This window comes from Streptomyces luteolifulvus, from assembly GCF_008806595.1.
Lineage (GTDB): Bacteria > Actinomycetota > Actinomycetes > Streptomycetales > Streptomycetaceae > Streptomyces > Streptomyces luteolifulvus.
This window is the reverse complement of the sequence record NZ_VZRB01000001.1, coordinates 296771-323153: the sequence shown is the minus strand read 5'-3', so window position 1 is coordinate 323153 and position 26383 is coordinate 296771. Positions and strand designations below refer to the sequence as shown.

Annotated in this window: 23 protein-coding genes; 4 read left to right on the top strand and 19 right to left on the bottom strand. The window is 71.7% G+C overall.

From position 1 onward, the window contains the following. Window positions 1-43: 43 nt before the first annotated feature. The 3 genes from F7R91_RS01490 to F7R91_RS01480 all read right to left on the bottom strand — a co-directional run bounded on the left by F7R91_RS01490 (window position 44) and on the right by F7R91_RS01480 (window position 1910). Window positions 44-982 carry an aminoglycoside phosphotransferase family protein gene (locus F7R91_RS01490; RefSeq protein WP_150943571.1) on the bottom strand — a complete coding sequence of 313 codons (939 nt, stop codon included), beginning with the start codon at window positions 980-982 and terminating at the stop codon, window positions 44-46. Between the two features lie 244 nt (window positions 983-1226). After that, window positions 1227-1436 (bottom strand): hypothetical protein, encoded by a 210-nt coding sequence (locus F7R91_RS01485; RefSeq protein ID WP_150943569.1) that lies wholly within the window; start codon window positions 1434-1436, stop codon window positions 1227-1229. A gap of 198 nt (window positions 1437-1634) precedes the next feature. After that, on the bottom strand, window positions 1635-1910 hold the full coding sequence (locus F7R91_RS01480; RefSeq protein ID WP_150943567.1) for a hypothetical protein: 276 nt from the start codon (window positions 1908-1910) through the stop codon (window positions 1635-1637). Window positions 1911-2106: 196 nt separating this feature from the next. Here F7R91_RS01480 and F7R91_RS01475 point away from each other — a divergent pair, with 196 nt between their 5' ends. Beyond that, on the top strand, window positions 2107-3519 hold the full coding sequence (locus tag F7R91_RS01475) for a serine/threonine-protein kinase (RefSeq protein WP_191971316.1): 1413 nt from the start codon (window positions 2107-2109) through the stop codon (window positions 3517-3519). Between the two features lie 21 nt (window positions 3520-3540). On the opposite strand, the gene F7R91_RS01470 is transcribed toward F7R91_RS01475, so the two are convergent. The 8 genes from F7R91_RS01470 to F7R91_RS01435 form a co-directional block, all read right to left on the bottom strand. Then, window positions 3541-4359 carry a TrmH family RNA methyltransferase gene (locus F7R91_RS01470; RefSeq protein ID WP_150943563.1) on the bottom strand — a complete coding sequence of 273 codons (819 nt, stop codon included), beginning with the start codon at window positions 4357-4359 and terminating at the stop codon, window positions 3541-3543. 64 nt (window positions 4360-4423) lie between these two features. After that, window positions 4424-5668, bottom strand: a complete 1245-nt coding sequence (gene cobA, locus F7R91_RS01465; protein WP_150943561.1) for a uroporphyrinogen-III C-methyltransferase — start codon at window positions 5666-5668, stop codon at window positions 4424-4426. Window positions 5669-5810: 142 nt separating this feature from the next. Then, entirely contained in the window at window positions 5811-10571 is a 4761-nt protein-coding gene (cobT, locus tag F7R91_RS01460) for a nicotinate-nucleotide--dimethylbenzimidazole phosphoribosyltransferase (RefSeq protein WP_150943559.1), read from the bottom strand. Window positions 10572-10936: 365 nt separating this feature from the next. After that, window positions 10937-12160, bottom strand: coding sequence for a precorrin-6y C5,15-methyltransferase (decarboxylating) subunit CbiE (gene cbiE / locus F7R91_RS01455; protein ID WP_150943557.1), 1224 nt, complete (start codon window positions 12158-12160; stop codon window positions 10937-10939). A 108-nt stretch (window positions 12161-12268) separates the two neighbouring features. Further along, window positions 12269-12907, bottom strand: coding sequence for a GNAT family N-acetyltransferase (locus F7R91_RS01450; RefSeq protein ID WP_150943556.1), 639 nt, complete (start codon window positions 12905-12907; stop codon window positions 12269-12271). A 171-nt stretch (window positions 12908-13078) separates the two neighbouring features. Beyond that, window positions 13079-13909, bottom strand: coding sequence for a MetQ/NlpA family ABC transporter substrate-binding protein (locus tag F7R91_RS01445; RefSeq protein ID WP_150943554.1), 831 nt, complete (start codon window positions 13907-13909; stop codon window positions 13079-13081). Window positions 13910-14002: 93 nt separating this feature from the next. Next, on the bottom strand, window positions 14003-14725 hold the full coding sequence (locus tag F7R91_RS01440; RefSeq protein ID WP_150943947.1) for a methionine ABC transporter permease: 723 nt from the start codon (window positions 14723-14725) through the stop codon (window positions 14003-14005). Between the two features lie 20 nt (window positions 14726-14745). After that, complete coding sequence (locus F7R91_RS01435; RefSeq protein WP_150943552.1) at window positions 14746-15789, bottom strand: methionine ABC transporter ATP-binding protein; 1044 nt, start codon at window positions 15787-15789, stop codon at window positions 14746-14748. 544 nt (window positions 15790-16333) lie between these two features. Between F7R91_RS01435 and F7R91_RS01430 the strand changes: the two genes are divergently transcribed. Next, window positions 16334-16693: a hypothetical protein gene (locus tag F7R91_RS01430; protein WP_150943550.1), complete on the top strand. Its 360-nt coding sequence runs from the start codon at window positions 16334-16336 to the stop codon at window positions 16691-16693. Then, window positions 16674-17096 (top strand): hypothetical protein, encoded by a 423-nt coding sequence (locus F7R91_RS01425; protein WP_150943548.1) that lies wholly within the window; start codon window positions 16674-16676, stop codon window positions 17094-17096. The genes F7R91_RS01430 and F7R91_RS01425 overlap by 20 nt, the downstream gene beginning before the upstream one ends. A gap of 108 nt (window positions 17097-17204) precedes the next feature. Here F7R91_RS01425 and F7R91_RS01420 read toward each other — a convergent pair whose 3' ends face one another. The 3 genes from F7R91_RS01420 to F7R91_RS01410 form a co-directional block, all read right to left on the bottom strand. Continuing rightward, on the bottom strand, window positions 17205-17702 hold the full coding sequence (locus F7R91_RS01420; RefSeq protein WP_150943546.1) for a GNAT family N-acetyltransferase: 498 nt from the start codon (window positions 17700-17702) through the stop codon (window positions 17205-17207). A gap of 45 nt (window positions 17703-17747) precedes the next feature. Next, window positions 17748-18254 carry an RNA polymerase sigma factor gene (locus F7R91_RS01415; protein WP_150943545.1) on the bottom strand — a complete coding sequence of 169 codons (507 nt, stop codon included), beginning with the start codon at window positions 18252-18254 and terminating at the stop codon, window positions 17748-17750. A gap of 75 nt (window positions 18255-18329) precedes the next feature. Further along, window positions 18330-19508 carry a glycerophosphodiester phosphodiesterase gene (locus tag F7R91_RS01410; RefSeq protein WP_150943543.1) on the bottom strand — a complete coding sequence of 393 codons (1179 nt, stop codon included), beginning with the start codon at window positions 19506-19508 and terminating at the stop codon, window positions 18330-18332. A 356-nt stretch (window positions 19509-19864) separates the two neighbouring features. On the opposite strand from F7R91_RS01410, the gene F7R91_RS01405 reads away from it, so the two are divergent. Further along, complete coding sequence (locus tag F7R91_RS01405) at window positions 19865-20536, top strand: lysophospholipid acyltransferase family protein (protein ID WP_150943945.1); 672 nt, start codon at window positions 19865-19867, stop codon at window positions 20534-20536. Between the two features lie 116 nt (window positions 20537-20652). On the opposite strand, the gene F7R91_RS01400 is transcribed toward F7R91_RS01405, so the two are convergent. The 5 genes from F7R91_RS01400 to argH form a co-directional block, all read right to left on the bottom strand. Then, complete coding sequence (locus F7R91_RS01400; protein ID WP_150943541.1) at window positions 20653-22176, bottom strand: MFS transporter; 1524 nt, start codon at window positions 22174-22176, stop codon at window positions 20653-20655. Beyond that, complete coding sequence (locus F7R91_RS01395) at window positions 22173-22724, bottom strand: TetR/AcrR family transcriptional regulator (protein WP_225320488.1); 552 nt, start codon at window positions 22722-22724, stop codon at window positions 22173-22175. Before F7R91_RS01395 ends, F7R91_RS01400 begins: the two co-directional genes overlap by 4 nt. A 107-nt stretch (window positions 22725-22831) precedes the next feature. After that, complete coding sequence (locus F7R91_RS01390) at window positions 22832-23803, bottom strand: aldo/keto reductase (RefSeq protein ID WP_150943537.1); 972 nt, start codon at window positions 23801-23803, stop codon at window positions 22832-22834. 62 nt (window positions 23804-23865) lie between these two features. After that, a complete protein-coding gene (locus F7R91_RS01385) occupies window positions 23866-24693 on the bottom strand; it encodes an alpha/beta fold hydrolase (RefSeq protein WP_150943535.1) in 828 nt (275 codons plus the stop codon). 216 nt (window positions 24694-24909) lie between these two features. Further along, window positions 24910-26340 carry an argininosuccinate lyase gene (gene argH / locus F7R91_RS01380; protein ID WP_150943533.1) on the bottom strand — a complete coding sequence of 477 codons (1431 nt, stop codon included), beginning with the start codon at window positions 26338-26340 and terminating at the stop codon, window positions 24910-24912. Between the last annotated feature and the right edge of the window lie 43 nt (window positions 26341-26383).

The following is a 26383-nucleotide window of genomic DNA, read 5'->3' as shown; positions in this document are numbered from 1 at the left end:
GTTACAGCAGCACAGACTCTGTCCGGCTGCGGTCGGTTGCACCCTACTTCGCATATCCGGCAGCCAACTCCGGCGGGGCCGTACCCATTCGGTCACAGGCGTCGACCACGGCCTGCTCCACCTCGTCCAGGGGGCGGCCTGCCTCGACGGCCTTCGCGACCGCCCGTGCGGCGGTCTGCACGGTGAGGGCGCGGGCGGGTACGTCCAGGACGGGCCAGGGGTCGCCGTCCGCGGGGACGGCCGGGCCGCCGGCGGTGCGGTAGGCGGCCAGGAAGCGAGTCCATTCGTCCGGCGGGAGCAGACCGCAGGCGTACCAGGCCGCCGGGCGGGCCAGGTCCCAGGCGGGAACGCCGGTGCCGAGGTCGTCGACGTCTATGAGCCTCCAGGGGCCGTCGGGAGCCGGGTGGCGGACGAGCTGGCCGAGGTGGAGGTCGCCGTGGCAGAGGGTGTTGGTGTCCGGCATGGGGGCCTCCGCCCGGGCCCAGCGCGGGAGCGCGGACCAGGCGCGCAGGACCGGGGCGGTGGCGGGGTGGGCGGGGGCCGCGGCGCGGAGCCGGGCCATGGCGCGGGACGCCTTCACGGGGCCGCGCATCGGGGGCAGGCCGGTGGGGGCGGGGGTGCGGTGGAGCGCCGCGAGGAGTGTGGCGGCGTCTTCCCAGGGTGCGGCGTCCGGGTTGTCCGGGTCGACGGGGGCGCCGTACGGCCAGAAGGTCACCGGGCGGCCGTGCAGGGCGACCGGCGTCGGGCTGAGCGGCTGGAGGAGGACGCCGGGGAGGTGGGTGGCGGCGGTGAGACGGAGGGTGAGTTCGGGGAGAAGGGTGTCCGTGGCGTGGGCTTTGGCGACGGTGTCCGCGTGGCGGACGACGGTGCCGTCCGGGCGGTCGGCGAGGGTTGTCGCACCGCAGGGGCAGGGCTCGGCTGCTGCATGGGCCTTGGCCTTGGCTGTGGCGGCGAGCTCGGAGAGGAGGAGGTCGGCGGTCACGTGGCTCCCTGGGGCGTGCGGGTCTGTGCGCGAGGGTACGCAGGTGAGGTTGCCGGTCGCTGTGCAGGCACCCACCGGCAGCAACCACCTCCGCGAGAGCGCGCGCCGGCTCGGGCGCACAAGAATGCCGGCGCAGCTCCCCAGCTGCGCCGGCATTTGTGCCGTCCGCCGCACCCCCGTCCCCACGGGGTTTCATGGGTGGATGTCCCCGCCCGGACCGCTCTTCCGGGCCTGGGGTCGCCGCTCAGCGCCCCAGCATCACGCCCACGGACGACGCCTGTGTGGCCACTGTCTCCCAGCCGTCGAAGACGAGCAGGAGCAGGGCCGCCAGGGGAAGAGCCATGAGGGTCGCCACCAGGGGGTGGCGGCGGCCCTGTCGACGGGGGCGGAGCGCGGGGGCGTACACCTTGCGCTCCTGCGTGCGGATCAGTGTCCGCGGTGCCGAGTGGGCCATGGTCCCTCTCCTGACCGGTCTCAGTTGTCGTTGGCAGCGGCGGGTGTCTGACCTCGGGGGACGAGTGCTGCACCCGCCGCTTGACCTCAAATCTAGGCGTCCGGTGCCCGGCGCACGTCATGCCCTCGTACCGATTGCCGGGCCTCCCCGAGGATGAGCCGTGACCTGGGATGTACTCCCCTGGGTGGAGACGGGGTCCTAGGACTCGGGGTCTTCCCTGAGGGGGCGTCCGGAGTGCCCCGAAGTTTCCGGGCCGTCCTCGCGCGGCACCGGCTGCTCGACCAGGGCGAGGACCCGGTTGGCCATGAAGCGGGCCGTGCGGACCACCGTCCCACTGCGGGTGACTTCGCTCACTTCCACGACACCTCGTCGTACCGCCGTCTCCACCCGGCGGCCCGCTCTGCTCGCCACCACCTCGTAGGTGCGCGTCGTGTCCCCTGCGTCCACGACTATCTCCACGCGATCACCCTTCACGCGTTCAATCCCCCTTCCGTGACGGGTGGTTGGGAACACCGGCCTGCCAAAGCCCGGCTCCTCACGGGTTCCCTGACCACCTTTCAAGTCTCCCATCCGGCACTGACAATCGATCGGGTCGAGAGGGCGCGGCCTCTGCGCGCGGACGGCCGGGTAAACGTAAGCTGTGCCACGTCACACGGACCGGGCAGCGGGGATGAACATGGCGATGATGCGCCTGAGGCGCGAGGACCCGCGCGTCGTCGGCTCGTTCAGGCTTCACAGACGGCTCGGCGCGGGCGGGATGGGCGTCGTCTATCTCGGCTCCGACCGCAAGGGACAGCGGGTCGCGCTGAAGGTCATCCGGCCGGACCTGGCGGAGGATCAGGAGTTCCGTTCACGGTTCGCGCGCGAGGTCTCGGCGGCGCGGCGGATCCGTGGCGGGTGCACGGCGCGGCTCGTCGCGGCGGATCTCGACGCGGACCGGCCGTGGTTCGCCACACAGTACGTGCCCGGCCCCTCCCTGCACGACAAGGTCGCCGACGAGGGACCGCTCGGCGCGGCCGAGGTCGCCGCGATCGGGGCAGCGCTGTCGGAGGGGCTGGTCGCCGTCCACGAGGCCGGCGTCGTGCACCGGGACCTGAAGCCCTCGAACATCCTGCTCTCGCCCAAGGGCCCGCGGATCATCGACTTCGGTATCGCCTGGGCGACGGGGGCCTCGACGCTCACCCACGTCGGGACGGCGGTCGGCTCACCGGGCTTCCTGGCGCCGGAGCAGGTGCGCGGCGCCGCGGTGACGCCCGCCACCGACGTGTTCTCCCTCGGCGCGACCCTGGCGTACACGGCGATGGCCGACTCGCCCTTCGGGCACGGCAGTTCCGAGGTGATGCTGTACCGCGTGGTGCACGAGGAGGCGCAGCTGCACGGCGTGCCGGACGCGCTGGCTCCGCTGATCCGGGCCTGCCTGGCGAAGGACCCCGAGGAACGGCCCAGCACGCTCCAACTGTCGCTGCGGCTCAAGGAGATCGCGGCCCGCGAGGCACAGGGGCTCGCCGACGCGCGGCCGCCCGCGCCGCGCGCCGGCGAGGCGGACCGGCCCACCGGGCGGCTCACCGACACCTATCCGGAGCGCACGCCGCATCGGCGCCCGCAGGGACAGCAGGGTGCCCAGGGGACTCCCCCGCCGCGCGGCGCGACCGCGCCGTCCCGCGGTCCCGCTCCCTCGCGCGGCGGCAGCAGCGCGTCACGAGGCGGCGGCACGCAGTCCCGGTCCGGGGCGCGGCCCACGCCGTCCTCGCGGAACACCACCCGCTCCGGCAGCGGTGGCAGGCCCACACAGCGCAGCGGGACGGGACGTCCGGCGCCCAGGACCACGGGCACGGGGCGGCGGCCCGCCAATCCGCGGCTGCTGCGCCAGCGGCTGGTCGTGTTCGTCGTCGTGACCCTGCTCGTGGCGCTCGGCATCGCCGCGGCGCAGGGCTGCCAGGGGCCGGATCGGGGGCTCGGCGGCGACGGGGGTGTCGTACCGAAGCAGCAGGAGCAGACGGACGTACGGCCGCATCGCGGCGGCCTCTACGGCGGAAAGCTGATGTCCGAGCGGTTCGCCTCGACGTTCGAGTTGACCGAGTAGAGCTTGTCCGGTGGATCGGGCTCAGCTCTCGGGGCGGCCCGTCGCCACCGCGTAGAAGGCGACCGCGGCGGCCGCGCCGACATTGAGGGAGTCGACGCCGTGGGACATGGGGATGCGGACCCATTCGTCGGCGGCGACCAGGGCCTGGGTGGACAGGCCGTCGCCTTCGGCGCCGAGCATCAGGGCCACCCGGTCCATCGTGTGGGGCGCGGCCTCGTCGAGGGGCCTGGCCTTCTCGTCGGGGGTGAGGGCGAGGAGCGTGAAGCCGGCCTCGCGGACCGAGTCCAGGCTCTTGGGCCAGGTGTCCAGCCGGGCGTACGGCACGGAGAAGACCGCGCCCATCGAGACCTTGACGCTGCGGCGGTAGAGGGGGTCGGCGCAGTCCGGGGAGAGCAGGACCGCGTCCATGCCGAGGGCGGCCGCCGAGCGGAAGATCGCGCCGATGTTGGTGTGGTCGTTGACCGACTCCATGACCACCACCCGGCGGGCGGCCCTCAGGAGTTCGGCGGCCGTCGGGAGCGGCTTGCGCTGCATGGAGGCGAGCGCGCCGCGGTGCACGTGGTAGCCGGTGACCTGCTCGGCGAGTTCCGGGCTGACCGCGTACACCGGGGCGGGGAGTTCGTCGATGACGTCGCGCATGACGTCGACCCACTTGGCGGACAGCAGCATCGAACGCATCTCGTATCCCGCGTCCTTGGCCCGGCGGATGACCTTCTCGCCCTCGGCAATGAACAGGCCCTCGGCGGGTTCGCGCTTGCGGCGCAGCTCGACGTCGGTCAGGCCCGTGTAGTCGCGCAGGCGCGGGTCGTCGGGGTCTTCAACGGTGATGAGATCGGCCACAGGGTGATACTGCCTTGTCCTCGGTGCGGTGCCAACGGCTGTGAACGGGTTGGGTTACCCGGGGTTACTCGGCCGGTGGCGCGGAGCTCGCCGCACCCACGGTGACGACCTCTCCGATGACGATGACCGCCGGGGGCTTGACCTCCTGTGTCCGCACCGTCTCGGCGACCGTCGCGAGGGTCGCGTCGACGCGACGCTGTGCGGCCGTCGTGCCCTCCTGGACGAGGGCGACCGGGGTGTCCGGGGACCTGCCGTGGGCGATCAGGGTCTCGGCGATCTTCCCGATCTTGTCGACGCCCATGAGGACCACGAGGGTGCCGGTGAGCTTCGCGAGGGACGGCCAGTCGGCCAGGGAACGCTCGTCGTCGGGGGCGACATGGCCGCTGACCACGGTGAACTCATGTGCCACCCCGCGGTGGGTGACCGGGATGCCGGCCGCTCCCGGGACCGAGATGGAGCTGGAGATGCCGGGCACGACGGTGCACGGGATGCCGGCCTCGGCGAGGGCCTGGAGCTCCTCCATGCCACGGCCGAAGACATAGGGGTCGCCGCCCTTCAGCCGTACGACGGACTTGCCCTGCTTGGCGTGCTCGATCAGGGCGTTGTTGATGGCCTCCTGGGCCATGTAACGGCCGTACGGGATCTTCGCCGCGTCGATCACCTCGACGTGCGGCGGGAGTTCGGCGAGCAGGTCGCGCGGGCCGAGGCGGTCGGCGATCACGACATCGGCCTCGGCGAGCAGACGGCGGCCGCGGACCGTGATCAGGTCCGGGTCGCCGGGGCCGCCGCCGACGAGGGCGACGCCGGGGGTGCGGGTGCGGTGGTGGGGGGCGACGAGCGTGCCGTCGCGCAAGCCCTCGACCACGGCGTCGCGGATGGCGGCGGTGTGGCGGGGATCGCGGCCCTTGGCGCTCGTGGTGAGGACGGCGACCGTGACGCCCTCGCTGTGCCCCGTGGCCGGGGTCCAGGCCGTGGCAGCGTCGGCGTCGTCGGAGCGGACGCACCACACGCGGTACTGCTCCGCCTCGGCGGAGGCGCGGGTGTTCGCCTCCGGGTCACTGGTGGCGATCAGGGCGTACCAGGCGTGCGCGAGGTCGCCCTCGGCGTACGGGCGCCTCTCCCACGTGATCTCGCCCGCGTCCGCCATCGCCTCGACCGACGGGGTCGCCTCGGGGGACACGAGAAGGACGTCCGCGCCCGCCGCGATGAGGGCCGGAAGCCGGCGCTGGGCAACCTGGCCGCCGCCGAGGACCACGACTCGGCGGCCGGTGAGGCGGAGGCCTACGGGGTAGGCGGGGTTTTCGGCCATGAGGTGCGCTCCTCGTACGGGCGGGGCTGGGCGCTGCGGCTCTGGAGCGGCCCTGACGTGCGGATTTTAAGCTGCGGGTTCAGCGTACGGCGGGGGTGGGGGGCGCGCGGGAGCGCACACCCGGCCCACCCCCGGTTCCGGCCTACTTCTCGGTGACTCCCGCCGAGTCGAAGGTCGCCACCTCGTGCATCGCACGCGCCGTGCTCTGCACCAGGGGAAGGGCCAGCAGCGCGCCCGTTCCCTCGCCGAGACGGAGGTCCAGGTCGACCAGGGGGCGCAGGCCCAGCTTGTTGAGCGCGGCGACATGACCCGGCTCGGCGCTGCGGTGGCCCGCGATGCACGCGGCCAGCACCTCGGGGGCGATCGCGCGGGCGACCAGCGCGGCGGCGCCGGCACTGACCCCGTCCAGGATCACCGGCGTACGCAGCGAGGCACCGCCCAGGAGCAGGCCCACCATCGCCGCGTGCTCCAGCCCGCCGATCGCGGCGAGAACCCCGATGGGGTCGGCCGGGTCCGGCTGGTGGAGCTCGATCGCGCGGCGGACGACCTCTGTCTTACGGGCCAGGGTCTCGTCGTTGATGCCGGTGCCACGGCCCGTCACCTCGGACGGGTCCGTGTCCGTGAAGACCGCGATCAGCGCCGCCGACGCGGTGGTGTTGGCGATGCCCATCTCGCCCGTGAGCAGGGCCTTGTTGCCGGCCGCCACCAGGTCGCGGGCCGTCTCGATACCGACCTCGATGGCCTGCTGGGCCTCCTCGCGGGTCATCGCGGGACCGGTGGTCATGTCGGACGTGCCCGGGCGGACCTTGCGCGGCAGCAGACCGGGGGTGGCGGGCAGATCGGCGGCCACCCCCACGTCGACGACGCACACCTCGGCGCCCACCTGGCCGGCGAAGGCGTTGCAGACCGCTCCCCCGCCGAGGAAGTTCGCCACCATCTGGGCGGTGACCTCCTGCGGCCAGGGGGTGACGCCCTGGGCGTGCACACCGTGGTCGCCGGCGAAGATCGCGACGGCGGCGGGCTCCGGGATGGGCGGCGGGCACTGCCGCGACAGCCCGGACAGCTGCGCGGAGATGATCTCCAGCATGCCGAGCGCGCCGGCCGGCTTCGTCATCCGCTTCTGCCGCTCCCACGCCTCGCCGAGCGCCTTCGCGTCCAGCGGGCGGATCTGCGCGACGGTCTCGCCGAGCAGATCGTGCGGGTCCTCGCCGGGCAGGGCGCGACGGCCGTACGTCTCCTCGTGGACGACCCAGGACAGCGGGCGGCGCTTGGACCAGCCGACCTGCATCAGCTCGGGCTCGTCCGGGAACTCGTCGACGTAGCCCACACAGAGGTAGGCGATGACCTCCAGGTGCTCGGGCAGACCGAGGGCGCGGACCATCTCTCGCTCGTCGAAGAAGCTGACCCAGCCGACGCCGAGGCCCTCGGCGCGGGCGGCGAGCCAGAGGTTCTCGACGGCGAGCGCGGCGGAGTACGGCGCCATCTGCGGCTGGGTGTGCCGGCCCAGCGTGTGGCGGCCGCCGCGGGTCGGGTCGGCGGTGACGACGATGTTCACGGGGGTGTCGAGGATCGCCTCGATCTTCAGTTCCTTGAACTGCTTCGCCCGGCCCTTGGGGAGGGACTTCGCATAGGCGTCGCGCTGGCGCATGGCCAGTTCGTGCATGCTGCGGCGGGTCTCCGCGGAACGGATGACCACGAAGTCCCAGGGCTGGGAGTGGCCCACGGAGGGGGCGGTGTGCGCGGCCTCCAGGACACGGAGCAGCACCTCGTGCGGGATCGGGTCGCTGCGGAAGCCGTTGCGGATGTCGCGCCGCTCGCGCATCACCCTGAGCACGGCTTCGCGCTCGGCCTCGTTGTAGGCGGGTGCGGCCGGGCCCGTGGACTGTCGTACGTCTTCCACTGCGGCCGTGCTCTCTTCCTGGTCGGCGGCCCGGGTGTCCAGGTCGTCCGCCTGCTGTACGAGTTCGGGGGCTTGGACCATGTCCTGCGCGGCCTGCGCGGCCTGCGCGGAAGCCGGGTCGGGCGCGCGGGGGGCCGGGACCGTGGCGACGGGCTCCTCCGCGGGGAGGACGATCGGCTGCGGAGGGGTTGGTGCGAGGTGCGGGGTGGTGGGCACCGAGCCCTCGACCGGCACGAACTCGCCCAGCGGCTGGTCGGGGTGGGGCTCCAGGGGGACGCCGACCGGGAGGTGCGTGGCTTCGCCGGGGGCTTGGCCGTGGCCGTGGTCGGCGGGTTCGGTGGAGTTCGTGGGGGGTTCCTGGGTGGTGAGGGGCGCGGGCTGGGGGTTTGTCGGGGTGGCTGCGATGAGGTCGGTGGCCTGGGGGAAGGCTGCGGGTGCGAGGGGTTCCGGGTCGGCGGGAGACGCGTGCTCAGGCTGGGTGGGGGCGTGCTCTGCCTCGGCCGGGGCGGCCGGCGTGTCGAGTGGGGTGGGGACGGGCATGCCGAGCGGGGCGTCCATGTTCGGCGGCAGCGGGGCCAGGTTCTGGTGGGCGTCCGGGCCGGCGAAATTCTGGTGGGTGTCCGGAGCAGGGTGTGAGGCCTGCGCCGGGTCCTGGTCCGGGGCCGGGGCCGGGGCCGGGACGAGCTGAGGGCCCTGTTCCGGCTGCGAGTTGTGGGTGGACTGCGCGTCCATGGCGGGAACGGGATGGGTGTCCGCGACCGGCTCGTGGCCAAGGGTGGCGTGCCCGGCGACCGGGTGCTGTGGCGATGGCTCGTGGACGACGTCTGCGGAGGCGGCGGGAGGCGCGGCTTCCTCCGCGAGTTGCGCGGCGGGTACGGCTTCGGGGCTCTCCGGTACCTGAGCGGGGACATCCACCGGGAGTACATGCGTCGCGTCGGGGCCCTGAGCGGGAACCGGAGCGGTGTCCGTGGGCGCACTGACCGGGACTTCGCCGGTGTCGGAAACGGGGATGCTGACGGGAAGCCGGCCGGCTTCTGGGAAGTGGGCGGTGGGGGGGACCTGGCCGATCTGATCCGCCTCGGGGGGCTGTACGGCGTCCGGGGCGGGGGTCGGCATGGGGACCTGGCCGGTGTCCGCGTCGGCGACGGGTCCTGGGGCGGGGCTGGCGACTGCCTCGGCGGCGGTCGCGGGGCCGGGGCCGGAAGCTGCCTCGGCGGGGTTCGTCGGGGCCGGGCCGACGGCTGGCTCGGCCAGGGTCACCGGGGCCGCGCCAGCAACTGCGTCACCGAGGTTCACCAGGGCGGGGCCAGCGTCGACATCGGCAGACGTCGTCACGGCTGGGCCGGCACCGACATCGGCAGGGGTCGTCACGGCCAGGCCGGACGCTGCCTCGGCGGGATTCGTCGGGGCCGGACCGACGGCTGCCTCGACCGGGGTCACCGGGGCCGCGCCAGCAACTGTCGCGCCGAGGTCCACCCGGGCGGGACCGGCATCGACCCCGGCAGACGTCGTCACGGCCAGGCCGGCCGCTGCCTCAGCGGGATTCGTCGGGGCCGGACCGACGGCTGCCTCGACCGGGCTCACCGGGACAGCCAGGCCAGCAACTGCATCACCGAGGTTCACCAGGGCGGGACCGGCGTCGCCCCCGGCAGAGGTCGTCACAGCGAGGCCGGACGCTGCCTCGGCAGGGGCGGACGGAACAGGTCCGGCAGTCGCGGGGGCGTGCCCGGTCTCGGTACCGACGGGCGTCGGCGGGACCACCTCAGGAACAGACTGCGGCACCGAAACCTGCCCGGTCTCAGCGCCAACGGCCGGGACTGATCCTGACTCAGCACCAACGGAGCTCACCGGGACGTGTCCGGCCACAGCACCCACGGGCGGTACGGGCACCTGCCCGGCGTCCGGCACTGATGCGGTCACCGGCACCTGGCCCAGGTTCGGAACAGGGGGCGCCCCAGGGCCGACCTGCACGTATCCGTCGCCTGGGGTGACCCCCTCGGCCGGGCCGGCAGATCCGAGGTCAAGACCTGGCGCGGGCTGCCCATCCAGCGAGCCTTGCTGTCCCTGCGCGGCCTGTCCGACGAACGAAACATCCACACCCTGCACGACCGAGCCACCCGGCCCCTGCACGACCGGCCCACCCAGCGAACCGTCCGCACCCTGCCCCACCGGCCCCCCGAACGAACCGTCCGGACTCTGCGCCCCAGCCGCGGGCTCCCCCACCTGCGGGCCAATCTCAGTGTTCGTCTCCGGGGTCGTCGGCGCGTTCGCGGTATCCACCTGGTTCGTCAGCAGGGCCCCGGCGGCCTGCGCCGGGTCCGCCAACCCCTGCGCCGCACCCACCTGCTCGGCTGCGTGCCCCGGCACCGCGCCCACCTGCTCGGCGCTTTGGACTTGCGCCGCTCCCAGCGCCTCCGCCGCGTGCGCATGCCCCTGTGCCGGAACAACCGTTTCCGCAGGGAACCCCCCTGCACCCACCGGGACCTGCGCCGAAGCCTGGGTGACCCATGGCGTCACGCCATGGGGCGGGGTGTCCCGTGTCTGTGGGACGTCCAGGTACTCGGGGCCGCTGGTCGGCGGGCCGGAATGCCGTACCGGTGCGCCCGCGGGACCCCGGTCGGCGAGGGAGCGGACCGGACTGGTGGAGGCGTCGGGGATCGGCGGGCCCAGATGCAGCGGGCGCCGCGGGGAGGGCGGCGGTGCGGGGGCCTGGGCGGTCGGGTCGGGGAGGCGGACGCCGCCGAGGTCGACCGAACCGCTGTCGCGGCCGGACATCTCGTGCGCGCCCGGCTCGTGCACGGCCTCGATGACGGGCTCGGGCGCGGGCGGAGCGACCTCGTGACCCCACGCGCCCTGGGCGCCGGGCAGAAGTAGCAGGTCTTCGTCCTCGGCGGTGGTCTCGGAGAGGTAGGTGTACGCGCCGTGTGCGGGGACGCCCGGCTGCTCCACCATGCCTGCACTCTCCGGCAGTCCCTCGCCCGGGACCTGGCCGGTGTCGGTCATGCGTACCCCTCGCCCATCGGTTAGTGCTCCTACGACCAGCTCGCCCGGAACGGCGCACCGACCGCCCCACAGTGAAGAACGAGCGTGCGTGCCCAGCGGCACGAACGGCCTGCCGACAAAGACGACAAAGCCATTAACTGGCATTGTCGCGGCCGTTGCTCCGTCGCGGCAGCTTGATCCGCGACGGTCCGCTGTGGACTGCGCCACGTTGCGCGTCCTCCGGTTCTGCCGTACCACACCCACCCCAAAGCGGGTGTGTTTTCCGGACATTGACCGACGAACCGCCGGGCGTCCGAGTGCGGCACAACGATCGGCCAGCCTACCGCGCGCGGTACGACAACAGGATCACGGGGACGGGAACGGACTTATCGCGCACGACTCGGCAACAGGCCGCTGAGCAGGAACGCGACGCTCCGTTCGGTCTCCGTCCAGACCCGCGTGTCGAGTTCGACGGACTGGAGGAGGGCGCACTCGACCTGGTAACCGTGCTCCGTGAGGTCGCGGCCGACGAGTTCGGCCGCATCGCGGGTCGCCGCGTGCGCGACGACGCGCTGCGGACGGCGGTCGGCGACCGCGGAGACCACGGCCGCTCCCCCGCCCCCGACGCGCACGACGTCCGGCTCGGGAAGGTTCTCCAGAATGTGCGGGGCGCTGCCGTGCACGATCTGCATCTGGACCCCGAAGCGCCGGGCGGCCGCATCGGTGCGGGCGCAAGCCTCCAGGTTCCGGTCGACCGCGATGACGGCGGCCCCGGCGCGCGCGGCCTCGACGGCGAAGGCTCCGCTGCCGCAGCCGATGTCCCACACGAGGTCGCCGACGCGTGGCCCGAGGCGGGCGAGTTGGGCCGCCCGGAGCAGATCCGTCTCGCCCTCGCCGAGCCCGCCGCCGTAGGTCCCGGCGGGCAGCGCCCAGCCGCGCGGTCCGGCGGACGGGTCGCGGCCGGCGATCCAGCCGCCGCCCTCTGCGGCGGTGCCCGGCGGAGCGACGGGGCCGCCGATGACGATGACGACGTTCGGGTCGCGCCAGCTGTGGTCGGCGGCCTTGTCGGAGGTGACGACAGTGACCTGCTCACGGTCGGTGCCGAGTTCCTCGCAGATGACGAAGGTGCGGTGGACGCCCTCCAGGAGCAGGCCGAGTTCGGCGGGGCCTGCGCCCGGTTGGGTGAGAACGGCGACTTTGGTGTGGGCGCGGCACACATTCACCGCGCGTCGCAGGGTGCGACGGTGTGCGACGACCACTTGTGCGTCGTCCCAGGGCATGCCGGCCCGGGCGAAGGCGGCGGCCACGGAGGAGACGGCGGGGACGACTTCCACCTCCAGGCCGAACTCGGGTGCGCGCAGGGTCCGTACGACACCGAAGAAGCCGGGGTCCCCGTCGGCGAACACGACCGCGGTGCCGCGGTGGGCGGCGATACGGCGGGCGGCGAGCGCGACGCTGCCGAGCCGGATGCGTTCGGCGGCGGCCGGCACCTCGGGGAGCGCCAGGTGGTGGGCGGCACCGGCCACGAGGGTGGCGGCGCCCAGGGCGGAGCGCGCCGCGGCGGTCAGCGGCGAGCCGTCCCAGCCGATCACCGTGACCCGGTCGGCCATCGTCGTCAGTCTCCAGGAAGTTCGCGCAGGTTGTCAGGGGTTCGCCCGGGGTTGTTCGGGCTCCGTGAGGGTACCTCGGGAGCCGGCCGGGGCGGCGGCCCCCTGCGATCAGTTCCAGTCCGAGAACGACGTGAAACCGCCGGTGTCCGCCAGTTCCTCCCCCGCGCCGTCGAGGTCCTCGGGCAGCAGGCTCCACACGATGAAGTCGGTGCGGACGTCGGTCCACGTGCCGTCCTCCGCGCGGACGTGGACTATGCAGGCGTTGCGCAGCACGCCCTCACTGATACAGCCGATCTTCTGGGCGACCTGCTGGGAGGCTGTGTTGTCGGCTGCCGTGCGCAGCTCGATGCGTTCGAACTTCTGGTCGCCGAAGAGCCATTGGGCGGTGGCGAGGGCCGCCTCCGAGGCGTAGCCCTCGCCGCGGGCCCAGGGGGCGATGATGTACGAGAGTTCGGTGGACCGGATGTGCCAGTTGGTCTTGCCGAGCTGGACGATGCCGACGAGGCGCTGGGTGAGGAATTCGGTGACCGCGAGGCCGAGTCCTCGGCCGGCGGCGCGTTCGGTGGGCGCGTACTCGGTGATCCAGTCGCGGGCGCCCTCCTCGGTGAGGGGCTGGGGGACGTCGGTCCAGGCGCCGACCTGTTCGTCGTTCATCATCTCGGCCAGTGCGGGCACATCGTCCTCGTCGAGGGGCCGCAGCACCAACCGCTCCGTGCTGATGGAGATGTTGGGGAAGGTGCTTGTCATGCGCCGCTCCGTAACCTTCGGAAACCTTCGGACCTGCTGAACTGCCCAGCATGCAGCATGAAAGCACTTAACCGCACTGCGGGGTCCGCCCCCGCTGCCCCCTGGGTGTGGGGGGACCCCCACCGGTGAGGGAGCGGACCCCGTGCGCGGCGATACGCCGTAAACGGCGCCTTAGAAGGACGGGATGACCGAGCCGTCGTACGTGTCCTCGATGAATTTCCTGACCTCGGCGGAGGTGAGCAGCTCGGCGAGCTTCTTCACCCGCGGGTCGGTTTCGCTGCCGTCCTTGACCGCGAGGAAGTTGCCGTACGGGTTGTCCTTCGCGGACTCCAGGACGAGCGCGTCCTGCGCGGGCGAGAGGTCGGCCTCGATCGCGTAGTTGCCGTTGACCACCGCCGCGTCGACGTCGTCCAGGGAACGCGGGGTCTGGGCCGCCTCCAGCTCCTTGAACCGGAGGTTCTTCGGGTTCTTGACGATGTCGGAGGGCGTCGCCTCGTTGCCCGCACCGTCCTTCAGCGTGATGATCCCGTTGGCGTCGAGGAGCTTGAGCGCCCGCGCCTCGTTCACACTGTCGTTCGGGACGGCCACGGTCGCGCCGCTCTTGAGGGCGTCGGCGCTCTTGACCTTGTGGGAGTAGAGGCCGAGCGGCTCCAGATGAACCGTGACGACGGGCACGATGTGGGTGCCGTTCTTCTTGTTGAAGTCGTCGAGGTACGGCTGGTTCTGGAAGAAGTTGGCGCCCACCGAGCCGTCCTCGGTCGCGGTGTTGGGCGTCACGTAGTCCGTGAACTCCTTGACCTCCAGGTCGAGGCCCGCCCTCTTGCCCAGGTTGTCCCTGACATAGGTGAGGATCTCGGCGTGCGGGGTCGGGCTTGCGGCGACGACCAGCGGACCGCTGGTGTCCGAGGCCCCCGAGTCCTTGTCCGAGCCGCAGGCGGTGAGCCCGAGGGTGAGGGCTCCGGCCGCGAGGACGGCCGTGGTGATCTTGGCGGTGTTACGCACGAAAAGTGCCTTTCCTTTTGGGTGGTGCGGCCCCGCTGTCGGGTGTGCGGGGAGTTCTGGGGAGGGTGGGAGGTGGGACCCTCAGAGCCTGTGTCAGGCGGCCTTGCGGACGTCCGCGGGCGCGGGCTCCTTGGCCTTGAGCAGGCGCAGCCTGGGCGCGGGGCCGGAGCGTCCGCCGCGGCGGTGCAGCGAGCGGGCCGCGTAGTCACCGGCGAACTGCATGACGGAGATGACCACGGCGAGGATGGCCACGGTGATCCACATCAGCTCGGTCTCGAAGCGCTGGTATCCGTACCGGATGGCGATGTCGCCGAGGCCTCCGGCGCCGACGGTCCCGGCCATGGCCGAGTAGCCGATGAGCGCGACGATCGTGGTGGTGGTGCCGGCGATCAGCGAGGGCAGGGACTCGGGTACGAGCACCTTGCGGACGACGGTCCAGGTGTTGCCGCCCATCGACTGGACGGCCTCGACGAGGCCGCCGTCCACTTCGCGGACAGCCGCCTCGACAAGGCGCGCGAAGAACGGGATCGCTCCGATGGCCAGCGGCACGATGGCGGCCTCGCGGCCGATGGTCGTCCCGGTGATCCAGCGGGTGAAGGTCATCAGCGCGACCATCAGGATGATGAACGGCATCGAGCGGGCGATGTTCACGATCTGCCCGATGACCTTGTTGGCAACGACGTTCCGGAGCAGTCCGCCCCGGTCGGTGAGGACGAGGAGGATGCCCAGCGGAAGCCCTCCGGCCACGGCGATGAGCGTGGACCAGCCGACCATGTACAGGGTGTCCCCACACGCCTGGACCAGCAGGGGCTGCATCTCGGACCAGTCGGTCCGGGTCACTTGGCACCTTCCTTCGCCGGCACGGGCTCCCGGTCCGGGGTGCCGACCACGTCGATCTGGAGGCCCCGTTCGCGCAGGAAGCCGATCGGCACGACGTTGTCCTCGTAGCGGCCGGGCAGTTCGATGCGCATCCGGCCGACCTGGTGGCCGCCGACGGTGTCGATGGCGGCGCCGAGGATCGAGATGTCGATGGTGTAGATGCGCGAGAGCTGCGAGATGACGGGCTGGGTGGCGGCCTCGCCGTGGAAGGTGACGTCGACGACGGTGCGGTCGTCGCCGGAGGCCTCGCCGCCCACCGGGAAGAGCGCGGCGGCGAGCTCGGAGCCCTGGGTCGCGAGCAGTTCGCTGACCGTGCCGGACTCGACGATACGGCCGTTCTCCATGAGGGCGGCCGAGTCGCAGACGCTCTTGACCACATCCATCTCGTGCGTGATGAGCAGGACGGTCAGTCCCAGCTGCCGGTTCAGGTCGCGCAGCAGCTGGAGGATGGAACGGGTGGTCTCGGGGTCGAGCGCGCTGGTGGCCTCGTCGGACAGCAGCACCTCGGGGTCGCCGGCGAGGGCGCGGGCGATGCCGACGCGCTGCTTCTGGCCGCCGGAGAGCTGGGCGGGGTAGGCCTTCGCCTTGTCGGAGAGGCCGACCAGGTCGAGCAGTTCGAGCGCCGTGCGGGAGCGTTCCCGGCCCGGCTGCCCGAGGATTTCGAGCGGCAGCTCGACGTTGTCCTGGACGGTCCGCGAGGACAGCAGGTTGAAGTGCTGGAAGACCATGCCGATCCGGCTGCGCGCGCGGCGGAGTTCCCGGCCGGCGCGCGGCCCGCGTCCGGCGAGGGCGGTGAGGTCCTGGCCGGCGACGGTCACCGTGCCGGCGGTGGGCCGCTCCAGCAGGTTGACGCAGCGGATGAGCGAGGACTTGCCGGCGCCGGACTGGCCGATGACGCCGTACACCTCGCCTTCGCGGACGTGCAGATCGACGCCGTCCAGGGCGGTGACCTCACGGCCGCGCGAGCGGTAGACCTTGGTCAGGCCTGTGGTGGTGATCACTGGGGTTTCCGTCACTGTCGAGTGCGCGGGCGTGGGTGTGCCCGGGCAGGGTGCAATCGTTCAGGGACGCGACACTGTTCTCGCTGTGGCGTGGAACCGGGGAGAACATGTGCGTGGGGCGGCGTCGGTCACGTGCGGGAGCGCACGGACATGCCACGGCGGCTCGCTTCGGGGCGCGAGGCTCTGGGGGTGGTGCAGGGGCCCTCTAGAAGGCGCACATTCGACACAGACAACGAGCACCGGGCGTCAGGGGCGCCTCGGTCGCAAGGGTGCGGCTGCTCGTCGTGGTCATGCGATCAGTAAACCAGACCTACGGTCCTTACCCGACGCCGTTGTCCGCATGCTGGACGGTGGTGGACACCGGTCGGAACGGACGGAGATCCCCACTCCCCCGGCGGTGACCAGTGCGGACAGGGCCGGCAAGCCCATCACGACCGGGGCCGCGACCAGCTCGTATGCCGGTCGGCTGTGGTCAAGGCCACGATGGTCATTCCGGCCCGGGGTCGGCGGCCGGGGGTCGTTCGGCCCGTAATAAGGTCGCTGCATGCTTGCTGCCCTGACGCTCGCGACCGGCGTCGCCGCACTTCTGCTCGCCGCGTGGTGCGGCTGGGCCGCCTACCGTGACCAGCCGACGAAGGACTGGCACTTCATCGGGATGGCCGTGGTGACACTGCTGGTCCTCGTCCAGCTGGTGATCGGGATCGTGCAGCTGGCGCGGGGCGAGAAGCCGGAGCAGGGTACGACGATCTTCGTGGCGTATCTACTGGGCGCGTTCGTGTGCGTGCCGGTGGCGGGGTTCATGTCACTGGCCGAGCGCACTCGGTGGGGCTCGGTGACGGTTGCCGCCGGCGGTGTGGTGCTGGCCGTGCTCGAGGTGCGGCTCTATGACATCTGGGGAGGCTGAGGTGGCCTCCGGCAGGACGCGGCTGATCAGTGGGCCGGGGATGCTGCTCGTGTGGCTGTACGGCGTGATGGTCGTGGGGGCGGTGTCGCGGTCGGTCGTGCAGATCTCCACCGAGTTCGACCGGGCGCCGCTTGCGTATGCGCTGTCCGCGCTGGCCGGGGTCGTCTACGGGTTCATCACGTACTCGCTGGTGCGGGGTGGGGAGACGGCGCGGAAGGCGGCGTTCGTCTGTTGTGCGGCCGAGTTGGCGGGGGTGCTCGTTGTCGGTACGTGGACCTTGGTGGAGCCGTCCGCTTTTCCCGACGCGACGGTCTGGTCGGACTTCGGGATGGGGTATCTGTTCATCCCCGTGCTGTTGCCGGTGTCGGCGATGTACTGGCTGCGGAAGGCGCGTACCCGGTAGAGGGGTGCGGCCTGAGGGGGCGTCGGCGGCTGACGGTCTGCCGTGGCTTGTCGCGCCCACGTGGCGCAGCCGCACATCGACACAGCCCCGCGCCCCTTCAGGTCGCTGCTATGCCGTCGCTGCGAAAGTTCCCGCGGGCTTTTCCAGGACGATCATCGGGACTCCGTCCGCGCCCTTGGAGGTGCCGACCGTCTCGTAGCCCACTCGGCGGTAGAGGCGGAGGTTGCCCTCGCTGCGGTGGCCCGTGTGGAGGCGGAACCTGGTGGCGCCGCGTTCCTCGGCGAGGGCCGACTCGGCCGCACGCAGGAGGCGGGCGCCGATGCCGTGGCCCTGCAGGCGGGGGTGGACACAAAGCTTGCCGATGGCGGCGGCGCCGTCGCCGGTCACGCTGCCGCGGACCGAGCCGACCACTTCCTCGCCCAGCCGCGCCACGAAGACGCAGTCGGCGGCGACCTCCTCGCGGACCGAGTCCAGCGTCTGGACGAGCGGGTCGATGCGGTAGTTGCCGTACAGCGCCGCCTCGCTCTGGAAGCACAGGTACTGCAGCCTGAAGATCTGCTCCGCGTCCTGCTCGGTCGCCGCCGAGATGGTCACGCTCATGCCCATGTGCGCACGCCTCCCGCTCACCTGATCGCCTGTCGTCCCTCACTCCTATCCCCGCAGTCCACGGGTCGCAACCTCCGGTGCGAGCAATCGCCGAAGACATCCCAGACATCTGGAGCGTTCAGGGCCAAGACTCCCCTGTGAGATACCCAACTCCCCCGCGATCTCCCGGTATGTGAGGTCCTTCGGCGAGAGGAGCGCCTCCATCAGACGCGGACAACGGCCGGGCAGCCGGCGCACCGCATCACGCAGGGCGCGGCGACGGGCGGCGGCGAGTGCGAGCCGTTCGGGGTCGGGGTCGCCGTCGTCGGCGGGCTCGGTCTCATACGGCCGTTCGAGCCGGACCGTGCGGCGCGTGCGACGCACCTCGGAGCGGACCGTCCGGCGCAGCCAGCCCTGCGGGTCGAGCGGCGGACCGTCGGAGTCGAGGCGCTCCAGGAGGCGGAGCCAGACGGCCTGTTCGAGGTCGCCCGGATCGGTTCCGGACGCATGTGCCTCCGCGGAGGCCTCGGCGGTGAGCAGTGGTTGCAGGGCGGCAACCAGGTCGTGCGTCATATGCAGCAAGACCCGGCCGCCCGGGCACGGGTTGCCCGAACGGCCACACTGTCACCCCATCAGGGGACGAGCCGCTCAACCGTTGACGAAGTCCTCGCGGGCCAGCAGACCGGTGTCCGGGTTGTCGGTGAAAACGCCGTCGATGCCGGTGGCGAAGTACGTCCGGTAGGCGCCGAAGACGTCGCCGTACGCGTCGGCATCCGTGCCCTTGCGGAAGTTCGCGGGCAGGAAGGGGTTCTCGTTGCGCATCGTGTACGGGTGCAGGACCAGGCCGCGCTTGTGCGCGTCGGCGACCAGGGTGGTCGGCGTGGTGAGGTTGCCGTTCGCGTCCTTCGGGATGATCAGGTCGAGCGTCGGGCCGATGCCCTGGGCGTAGCCGGCGATCTCCCGCAGGCCCTTCGGGGTGATCAGGTCGGCGACCGTGCGCGGGTCGCCCGCCTCGACGAAGTCCCAGGGACGGGTCGTCGCACCCGAGAGGAGCACGACGAGGGGGTTGTCGACGAGCTTGTTCAGGCGCTGGATGCTGCTCGGCTCGAAGGACTGCAGGATGACCGGAGAGTTCCGCTTGTCCTTGCCGTGCCGGTGCAGCAGCTTGGCGACCCGCTCTTCCAGGCCGAGGCCCAGCTTGCGGAAGTAGGTGGGGTGCTTGGTCTCCGGGTAGATCCAGACCTGCTTGCCCCGCTTACGCGTCTGCTCGTCCTGCCACTTGAGGACCTCCGCGAAGGTGGGGATCTCCCAGCGGCCGTTGTAGAGGGTGTTGTGCGGCCGGTTCGCCGGGATGCGCTCGACGGCGCGCAGGGTCTTCAGCTCGGCGAGCGTGAAGTCCTCGGTGAACCACCCGGTGACGGAGACCCCGTCGAGGACCTTGGTGGTCTTGCGGTCGGCGAACTCGGGGTGGTTCGCGACGTCCGTGGTGCCACCGATCTCGGGCTCGTGGCGGCAGACGATGTGGCCGTCCTTGGTGGGCACCAGGTCGCCTGCCTCCACGATGTCGGCGCCCAGGTCGAGGGCCAGCTCGTAGGAGCCGAAGGTGTGCTCGGGCCGGTAGCCGCTGGCACCGCGGTGGCCGATGATCGTCGGCACCGGCAGACTCCTGAGGCCGCGGCCGGCGGGCTTGGCCCCGGCCGCGCCGGCGGTGCCGGACAGTCCGAGGACCGCTCCGCCGAGCACCGCCGCGCCGAGGAGGGCCCGGCGTCCGGTCCCGCGTGCCTGCTTCTTCGACTCCTGCGGTTCCTGCGACTGCTGCGTGCCCATGGGCGGCCTCCTGACGTCGGCTGGTGAATGCGCGCCGATCGTAGGTGCGTGTCCATGACGGGCGGGAGACCACCGTCGGAACACGTGGGTGACGCCGGATGTCGTACGGGAAAGGGCTGCTGACGCCCCATCGGCTTCGCCGGGGCGGGCCGGGGTACCCGTTCGGACGGGAGGCACGCGACCTCCGTCACATCGTTCCGGGCGGGTTACCGCCCCGCAACGGCGCGCCACCGCAGGTAAACACGCGTCAACAGTGCGTAATACCTGGGTGCACCGATGTGCAAGACCCGGGGGACCGCGAGTAATCTCCTCACCTGCACAGACTCAAACCGAATCCCTTGACACCGGAGGACCCGTTGTCCCGCTTCGCGCTCATCAAGGCAGTGCTCGGACCGATCATGCGCCTGATGTTCCGCCCTCGGGTGGAGGGTGTGGAGCACATTCCGGGCGACGGCCCGGTCATCCTGGCCGGCAACCATCTGACGTTCATCGACTCGATGATCCTGCCCCTGGTCTGCGACCGTCAGGTGGTCTTCATCGGCAAGGACGAGTACGTCACCGGCAAGAGCCTCAAGGGCCGGCTGATGGCCTGGTTCTTCACCGGCGTCGGCATGATCCCGGTGGACCGCGACGGCGGCCACGGGGGCGTGGCCGCGCTGATGACCGGCCGCCGTGTCCTCGAGCAGGGCAGGATCTTCGGCATCTACCCGGAGGGCACGCGGTCGCCCGACGGGCGTCTGTACCGCGGCCGGACCGGTATCGCGCGGCTCACGCTGATGACCGGTGCACCCGTTGTTCCCTTCGCGATGATCGGTACGGACAAGTTGCAGCCGGGCGGGGCGGGGATGCCCCGCCCCGGGCGGGTCACCGTCCGGTTCGGGGAGGCGATGGAGTTCTCCCGGTACGAGGGGATGGACCGGGATCGGTATGTGCTGCGGGCGGTCACCGATTCTGTGATGGCTGAGGTGATGCGGCTGTCCGGGCAGGAGTACGTGGACATGTACGCGACCAAGGCGAAGGCCGCGTAGCGGTTCGGTTTTCTGGTGCGGGTGCGTGGGGGCCGGCTGTTTCTGGTGCGGGTGCGTGAGGGCTGGCTGTTTCTGGCGCGAGTGCGTGAGGGCTGGTCGCGCAGTTCCCCGCGCCCCTAGGGCTTACTGTCCAACCGCTCGTTGCGCAGCAGGAACCACGCTGCCGCCGCGGTAGCCAGGAGGACCGCCGCTCCTGCGCCCGTCGCCAGGGTCAGGCCGTCCACGAAGGACTCCCTCGCCGCCGTGAGCATGGTCTCGGCCTCGGGCGCCGGCATGTGTGCTGCCACCTCCACCGCGCCGCCCAGTGACTCGTGGGCTCCGGCCGGAGTGCCCGCCGGGGCCGTGAAGCCGCTGTAGACGGCCGTCACGATCGAGCCCAGGGCGGCGATGCCCAGGGCCGCGCCCAGTTCGTAGGCCGTTTCCGAGACCGCGGAGGCGGCTCCCGCCTGGTCCTTGGGGACGGACGAGAGGATGACGTCCGAGGTCACCGTGAACGAGAAGCCCGCGCCGACACCGACGACCAGGAGGGCGGCTCCCAGCAGGGGGTAGCCGGTCGACCGGTCGATCACCGTGAGCGCGGCCAGTGCCAGGCCGATCGCCGCGAGACCGGCGCAGACCACCGCCCGCACCGAGAAGCGTCGGGCCGCGTGGCCCGCGACCAGGCCGGAGGCCACCGCGCCCACCGCGGCGGGCAGTTCGGCCAGGCCTGCCTCGAACGGGGGCCTGCCCTGGACGAGTTGCAGGTACTGGGACAGGAAGAAGACCAGGCCGGAGAGGCCGAGGATGGTCAGCAGGTCGGCCAGGACCGCGCCGCCGAAACCGCGGTTGCGGAACAGGCGCATGTCCAGCAGCGGGGACGGAAGGGTGAGCTGGCGCCGTACGAACCCGTACAGCGCGCCCGCGCCCAGCAGGCCCGCGGCGAGCGTGGGCCACGCGAACCCGTGGGTCGCGGCCTCCTTCACCGCGTACACGATGCCGATCATGCCGACCAGCGACAGTACGACGCTGACGATGTCCCACGGGCCGGGGTTCGCGTTGCGGGACTCGGGCAGCTGCCGGATGCCGACGAGGACCAGCACCGCCATCACCGGCAGATTGATCAGGAAGACCGAGCCCCACCAGAAGTGCTCGAGCAGGAAGCCGCCGGCTATCGGTCCGACGGCCGTGCCCGCGGAGGCGGTCGCGCCCCAGATGCCGATGGCGAGGCTGCGCTCACGCGGGTCGTGGAAGATGTTGCGGATCAGGGCGAGCGTGGCCGGCATCAGGGTCGCACCGGCGACGCCGAGCAGCGCCCGGGCCAGGATCATCGTCTCGGGCGTGGACGCATAGGCGTTGAGCACCGATATCGCGCCGAATGCGGTGGCGCCGACGAGCAGGATCCGCTTGCGGCCCACGCGGTCGCCGAGGCTGCCCATGGAGACGAGCAGACCGGCGATGACGAAGGAGTAGACGTCACCGATCCACAGGAGCTGGGTGCCGGTGGGCTCGAGGTCCTCGCTGATGTAGGGGGTCGCGAGACCGAGGACGGTCGCGTCGACGGCCACCAGCAGCACGGCGAGGACGAGGACGCAGAGCGCGAGCCAGCGGCCCGGGCGCTTCACCGCCTCGGTCGTCTTCGTCGGCTGCAGGGTGCTGGTCATGATTCCTCTCTTCGCAGTGCGCCGCCGAGCAGCAGCTCGACGATCATGTGGGTGAAGTCCTTGCGGGCGACACGGCCCTCCGCGACCGCCCAGGCGCCGGAGGCCATCAGGCCGTAGAGCGCCTCGGTGAGCCAGGCCGGGGTGAGGTCGATACGGAACTCGCCGCTCGCCTGGCCGCGCCGGAACAGGGCGCCGATCCGGGCGTCGAGGCGGGCCCAGCCCTCGTTCTGTTCCTCGCCCTCGAACAGCTGGTTCTCGGTGTAGAGGAAGGCGAGCAGTCCGGCGGCCGGCTCGATCTCGTGCACCAGTCGCCGTACGGCCTCGCTCGCGGGCCCTTCGTCGGGGCGGGCCGCGGCCAGCGCCGCCTCGCACTCCGCGATGCCGAGCGACTCCAGCGCGCGTACGAGCGCGTCGCGCCCGGCGAAGTGGCGGTGCAGCGTGGCCCGGCTGATCCCGGCGGCCCGCGCGACCTCGTCCATCGTCGCGGTGGATTTGCGGGTCAGCAGGGCTGCGGCGGAGCGCAGCACATGGTCACGGTCGACAGCCATGAGACGAGGATAGCCCATGTGAGACATTAATGTCTCAAGAAAGGCATACGTGACTCAGGGACTGGGGCGGTGGCGGCGTCGCGCCGGTGGGTCGGTGGCGGTGCCGCTCAGTGCCAGGGCAGCTGCCCGCGCCGCTCCCAGTAGGCGCGCGGCTCCTCGACCAGAGCGGCCAGCCGGGTCAGCTGGTCCTCGTCGAGGTCGACGACCGCCGCGTGCAGATTGGAGGCGAGCTGGGTGGTCGTGGCGGCACCGGAGAGGACGACACCGGCCCAGGGCCGGCGCAGGATCAGGGCGAGGGCGACCGCGTCGCAGCCGAGCGACGTCTCCCGCGCCACATCCTTCAGGGCGTCCGGCGCGTAGGGCTCCGCGAGGCGCCCGTTGGCCATGCCCTCCTTGACGATCACCGTGAGTCCGGCGTCATGGGCCTCGGCGAGCGCGGGACCGGCCGAGGTCTCCAGGGCGTTGTAGGTGGACTGGACGGTACGGAAGAGGGGCTCGCCGTCGACCGTCACGGCGAGCGCGGCTCGGACGGCGTCCGCCTGCGCCGGGCCGCTGGTCGAGAAGCCGATGCTCACCCCCTGGGCCGCGGCCTCCGCCAGCCTGGCGTGGAGTTCCTTGTCGGTGAGGGCCGGGCTGTCCGGGGTCACCGAGTGGATCTGGTAGAGATCGAGGCGGTCGCCGAGCAAGGCGTCGGTCTCGGCGCGCTGCCGGTCGTAGGTCTCGACCGTGTGGTCCTTGACCTCGTGCTGTTCGGCGTCGGTGGTCCAGCCGGCGGTGTAGGTGTAGCCCCATTTGCTGCCGATGACGATGTCGTCGATGTCGGGGCGGGCGTTCATCCAGTCGGCGAGGAACTCCTCGGAGCGGCCGTAGGAGCGGGCCACGTCGAAGTAGCGGACGCCCTGGGCGTAGGCGGCGTCGAGCAGTTCGTGGCTGCGGGCGCGCAGGGCGTCCACGCTGCGCTCGGCCGGGAGGTCCTGCTCGCGGCCGAGGTTGATGTAGCCGGGACGGCCGACTGCGGCGAGACCCAGGCCGATGTGCGCGGTGGGCGTGGTCGCGGTGGCCAGACGACTGAACGGCATGGGGCGCTCCGTGCACGATCGGCGGAGGGGGACCCGCACCAATCTACCCAGCCCCGGGCGGTTCAGCCCGAGCTGACGCAGCGCGGGCCGAATGCCGGGTCGGCCGGTCCGCTCCGCCCGAGGGCGTCGAGCACCCACTGCTCGACGAGCGGCGACTTGGGCGCCTGGTCGTGCTCGGTGATGTCGAGCGGGCAGCGGTCCTGGAGCCGCACGTTGGTCACGTAGGAGGCACGGCCGGCGAGGAATGAGCTGGTGTACGGCACGACGACCTCGTCGTAGCGCGTGGCGATCGCCGTGTAGTCGGGGCCCACCGGAGTCTCCGGGTCGGCGTTGAGCTCCTGGAGGAAGTCCGAGCCGGCGGTCTGGTCGGCACAGGAGGGGCAGACGGTGGCACCAGCCGCGAGGGCCAGCGGATTGGAGGTGCCGTGGTTGGAGGGCACGATGCCGACGAGGTCGTCGACCTTGGTCGCGCCACCGAGGAACTTCACGTAGTAGCGGGGCATCATGCCGCCCTGGCTGTGGCCGACGATGTCGACTCTCTTGGCACCGGTCGCACCGAGAACGGCGTTCACGACATCGCGCAGCTCGGCCGCCGAGTCCGGGATCGGGGCGGTCTCCAGGTCGCCGTACTCGAAGGAGAAGACGCAGTATCCGGCGTCCGCGAGCGCGGGCGAGAGGGTCAGCCAGTTCTCGTACGAGGTCTTGAAGGTGCCGTTCACCAGGACCACGGGCTGCGGGTGGGCGGAGTCCGGCTTGCAGGACCAGTCGTTGGCTCCCGGCGGCGGGGTGTCGGCAGCACCCGCGGGGGCGGTGAGGCCGAAGGCGAAGAGCGCCGCTGTGAAGGCGACGGCGAGGAGGCGGACGGTGCGGCCTGTACGTCGTGCGTGCATGACGGCCCTTTCCTGCTCGGCTGCTGTCGGCCGGCGTTCGACAATGCCGACCAGAACCGGAATCGTTACCTCCGAGTAGGAACGAGTCAAGCTTTCGGCCACTGGCCGAATCTCATCCGTTATCGACAGGCGACCCGTCGAGCGGACGGAGACAGCACGAAGGGCCCGGACATGTGCTGCTGTCCGGGCCCTTCGGTCGACTACGGGGAAGGCCGACTAGACCTGCTTGGCCGAGGCCCATGTGTGCTGGGCGGCCACGTCCGCCTTCAGCTCGGCGAGTTGGACGGCGACCGCGCCGGGCGCCGTGCCGCCGCGGCCGTCGCGGGAGGCGAGGGCGCCGGGGACGTTGAGGACGGAGCGGACCTCGGGGGTCAGGTGGGCGGAGATCTTCGCGAACTGCTCGTCGGTCAGGCCGTCCAGCTCCTTGCCCTCGGCCTCGGCGACCTTCACGCACTCACCCGCGACCTCGTGCGCGACCCGGAACGGAACGCCCTGCTTGACCAGCCATTCGGCGATGTCGGTGGCGAGCGAGAAGCCGGCCGGGGCCAGTTCCTCCATGCGCTCCCGGTTGACGGTGAGGGTCGCCATCATGCCGGTGAAGGCGGGCAGCAGGACCTCCAGCTGGTCGCAGGAGTCGAAGACCGGCTCCTTGTCCTCCTGGAGGTCGCGGTTGTACGCGAGCGGGAGGGCCTTGAGGGTGGCCATGAGGCCGGTCAGGTTGCCGATCAGGCGGCCCGACTTGCCGCGCGCCAGCTCGGCGATGTCCGGGTTCTTCTTCTGCGGCATGATCGACGAGCCGGTGGAGAACGCGTCGTGCAGGGTCACGAAGGAGAACTCCTTCGTGTTCCAGATGATGATCTCCTCGGCGATCCGGGAGAGGTTCACCCCGATCATCGCGGTGACGAACGCGAACTCGGCGACGAAGTCGCGGGAGGCCGTGCCGTCGATGGAGTTGCCGACGCTGCCGTGCTCGAAGCCCAGGTCCTTGGCGACGGCCTCCGGATCGAGGCCGAGGGAGGAGCCGGCCAGGGCGCCGGAGCCGTACGGCGAGACCGCGGTGCGCTCGTCCCACTGGCGCAGCCGCTCGGCGTCCCGGGACAGGGACTGCACATGGGCGAGGACGTGATGGGCGAAGAGCACCGGCTGGGCGTGCTGGAGGTGGGTGCGGCCGGGCATCGCGACGTCGGGGTGGGCCTCGGCCAGGCCGATCAGCGCGTCCTGGAGGTCGGCGATCAGGCCGGCGATGATCCGGGCGTGGTCGCGCAGATACATCCGGAAGAGGGTGGCGACCTGGTCGTTGCGTGAGCGTCCCGCGCGCAGCTTGCCGCCGAGGTCGGGACCGAGGCGTTCCAGCAGACCGCGCTCCAGGGCGGTGTGGACGTCCTCGTCGGCGATCGTGCCCACGAAGGAGCCGCCGGCGACATCGGCTTCCAGCTGGTCGAGCCCGGCGATCATCCGCGTCAGCTCGTCGTCCGTGAGCAGGCCCGCCTTGTGCAGCACACGCGCGTGGGCACGCGAACCGGCGATGTCGTAGGGCGCGAGCCGCCAGTCGAAGTGGACGGACGCGGACAGCTTCGCCAGGGCCTCGGCGGGACCGTCGGCGAAACGACCGCCCCAGAGCCGTACGTCACCGCTGTTGCTGCTCACTTGCTGTGCTCCTCGGAGGTGGTGGCTGTGGTGTCCGGGGGAC

Coding starts and splice junctions, on each gene's coding strand:
- F7R91_RS01415 (WP_150943545.1), bottom strand. CDS start 18,254: ATGACGCACGACCTGGTTGCCGCCCTGCAACCACTGCTCACCGCCGAG.
- cobT (WP_150943559.1), bottom strand. CDS start 10,571: ATGACCGACACCGGCCAGGTCCCGGGCGAGGGACTGCCGGAGAGTGCA.
- F7R91_RS01385 (WP_150943535.1), bottom strand. CDS start 24,693: ATGCACGCACGACGTACAGGCCGCACCGTCCGCCTCCTCGCCGTCGCC.
- F7R91_RS01410 (WP_150943543.1), bottom strand. CDS start 19,508: ATGGGCACGCAGCAGTCGCAGGAACCGCAGGAGTCGAAGAAGCAGGCA.
- F7R91_RS01430 (WP_150943550.1), top strand. CDS start 16,334: ATGCTTGCTGCCCTGACGCTCGCGACCGGCGTCGCCGCACTTCTGCTC.
- F7R91_RS01485 (WP_150943569.1), bottom strand. CDS start 1,436: ATGGCCCACTCGGCACCGCGGACACTGATCCGCACGCAGGAGCGCAAG.
- F7R91_RS01450 (WP_150943556.1), bottom strand. CDS start 12,907: ATGACAAGCACCTTCCCCAACATCTCCATCAGCACGGAGCGGTTGGTG.
- cbiE (WP_150943557.1), bottom strand. CDS start 12,160: ATGGCCGACCGGGTCACGGTGATCGGCTGGGACGGCTCGCCGCTGACC.
- cobA (WP_150943561.1), bottom strand. CDS start 5,668: ATGGCCGAAAACCCCGCCTACCCCGTAGGCCTCCGCCTCACCGGCCGC.
- F7R91_RS01390 (WP_150943537.1), bottom strand. CDS start 23,803: ATGCCGTTCAGTCGTCTGGCCACCGCGACCACGCCCACCGCGCACATC.
- F7R91_RS01440 (WP_150943947.1), bottom strand. CDS start 14,725: ATGCAGCCCCTGCTGGTCCAGGCGTGTGGGGACACCCTGTACATGGTC.
- F7R91_RS01425 (WP_150943548.1), top strand. CDS start 16,674: ATGACATCTGGGGAGGCTGAGGTGGCCTCCGGCAGGACGCGGCTGATC.
- F7R91_RS01475 (WP_191971316.1), top strand. CDS start 2,107: ATGAACATGGCGATGATGCGCCTGAGGCGCGAGGACCCGCGCGTCGTC.
- F7R91_RS01400 (WP_150943541.1), bottom strand. CDS start 22,176: ATGACCAGCACCCTGCAGCCGACGAAGACGACCGAGGCGGTGAAGCGC.
- F7R91_RS01395 (WP_225320488.1), bottom strand. CDS start 22,724: ATGGCTGTCGACCGTGACCATGTGCTGCGCTCCGCCGCAGCCCTGCTG.
- F7R91_RS01420 (WP_150943546.1), bottom strand. CDS start 17,702: ATGGGCATGAGCGTGACCATCTCGGCGGCGACCGAGCAGGACGCGGAG.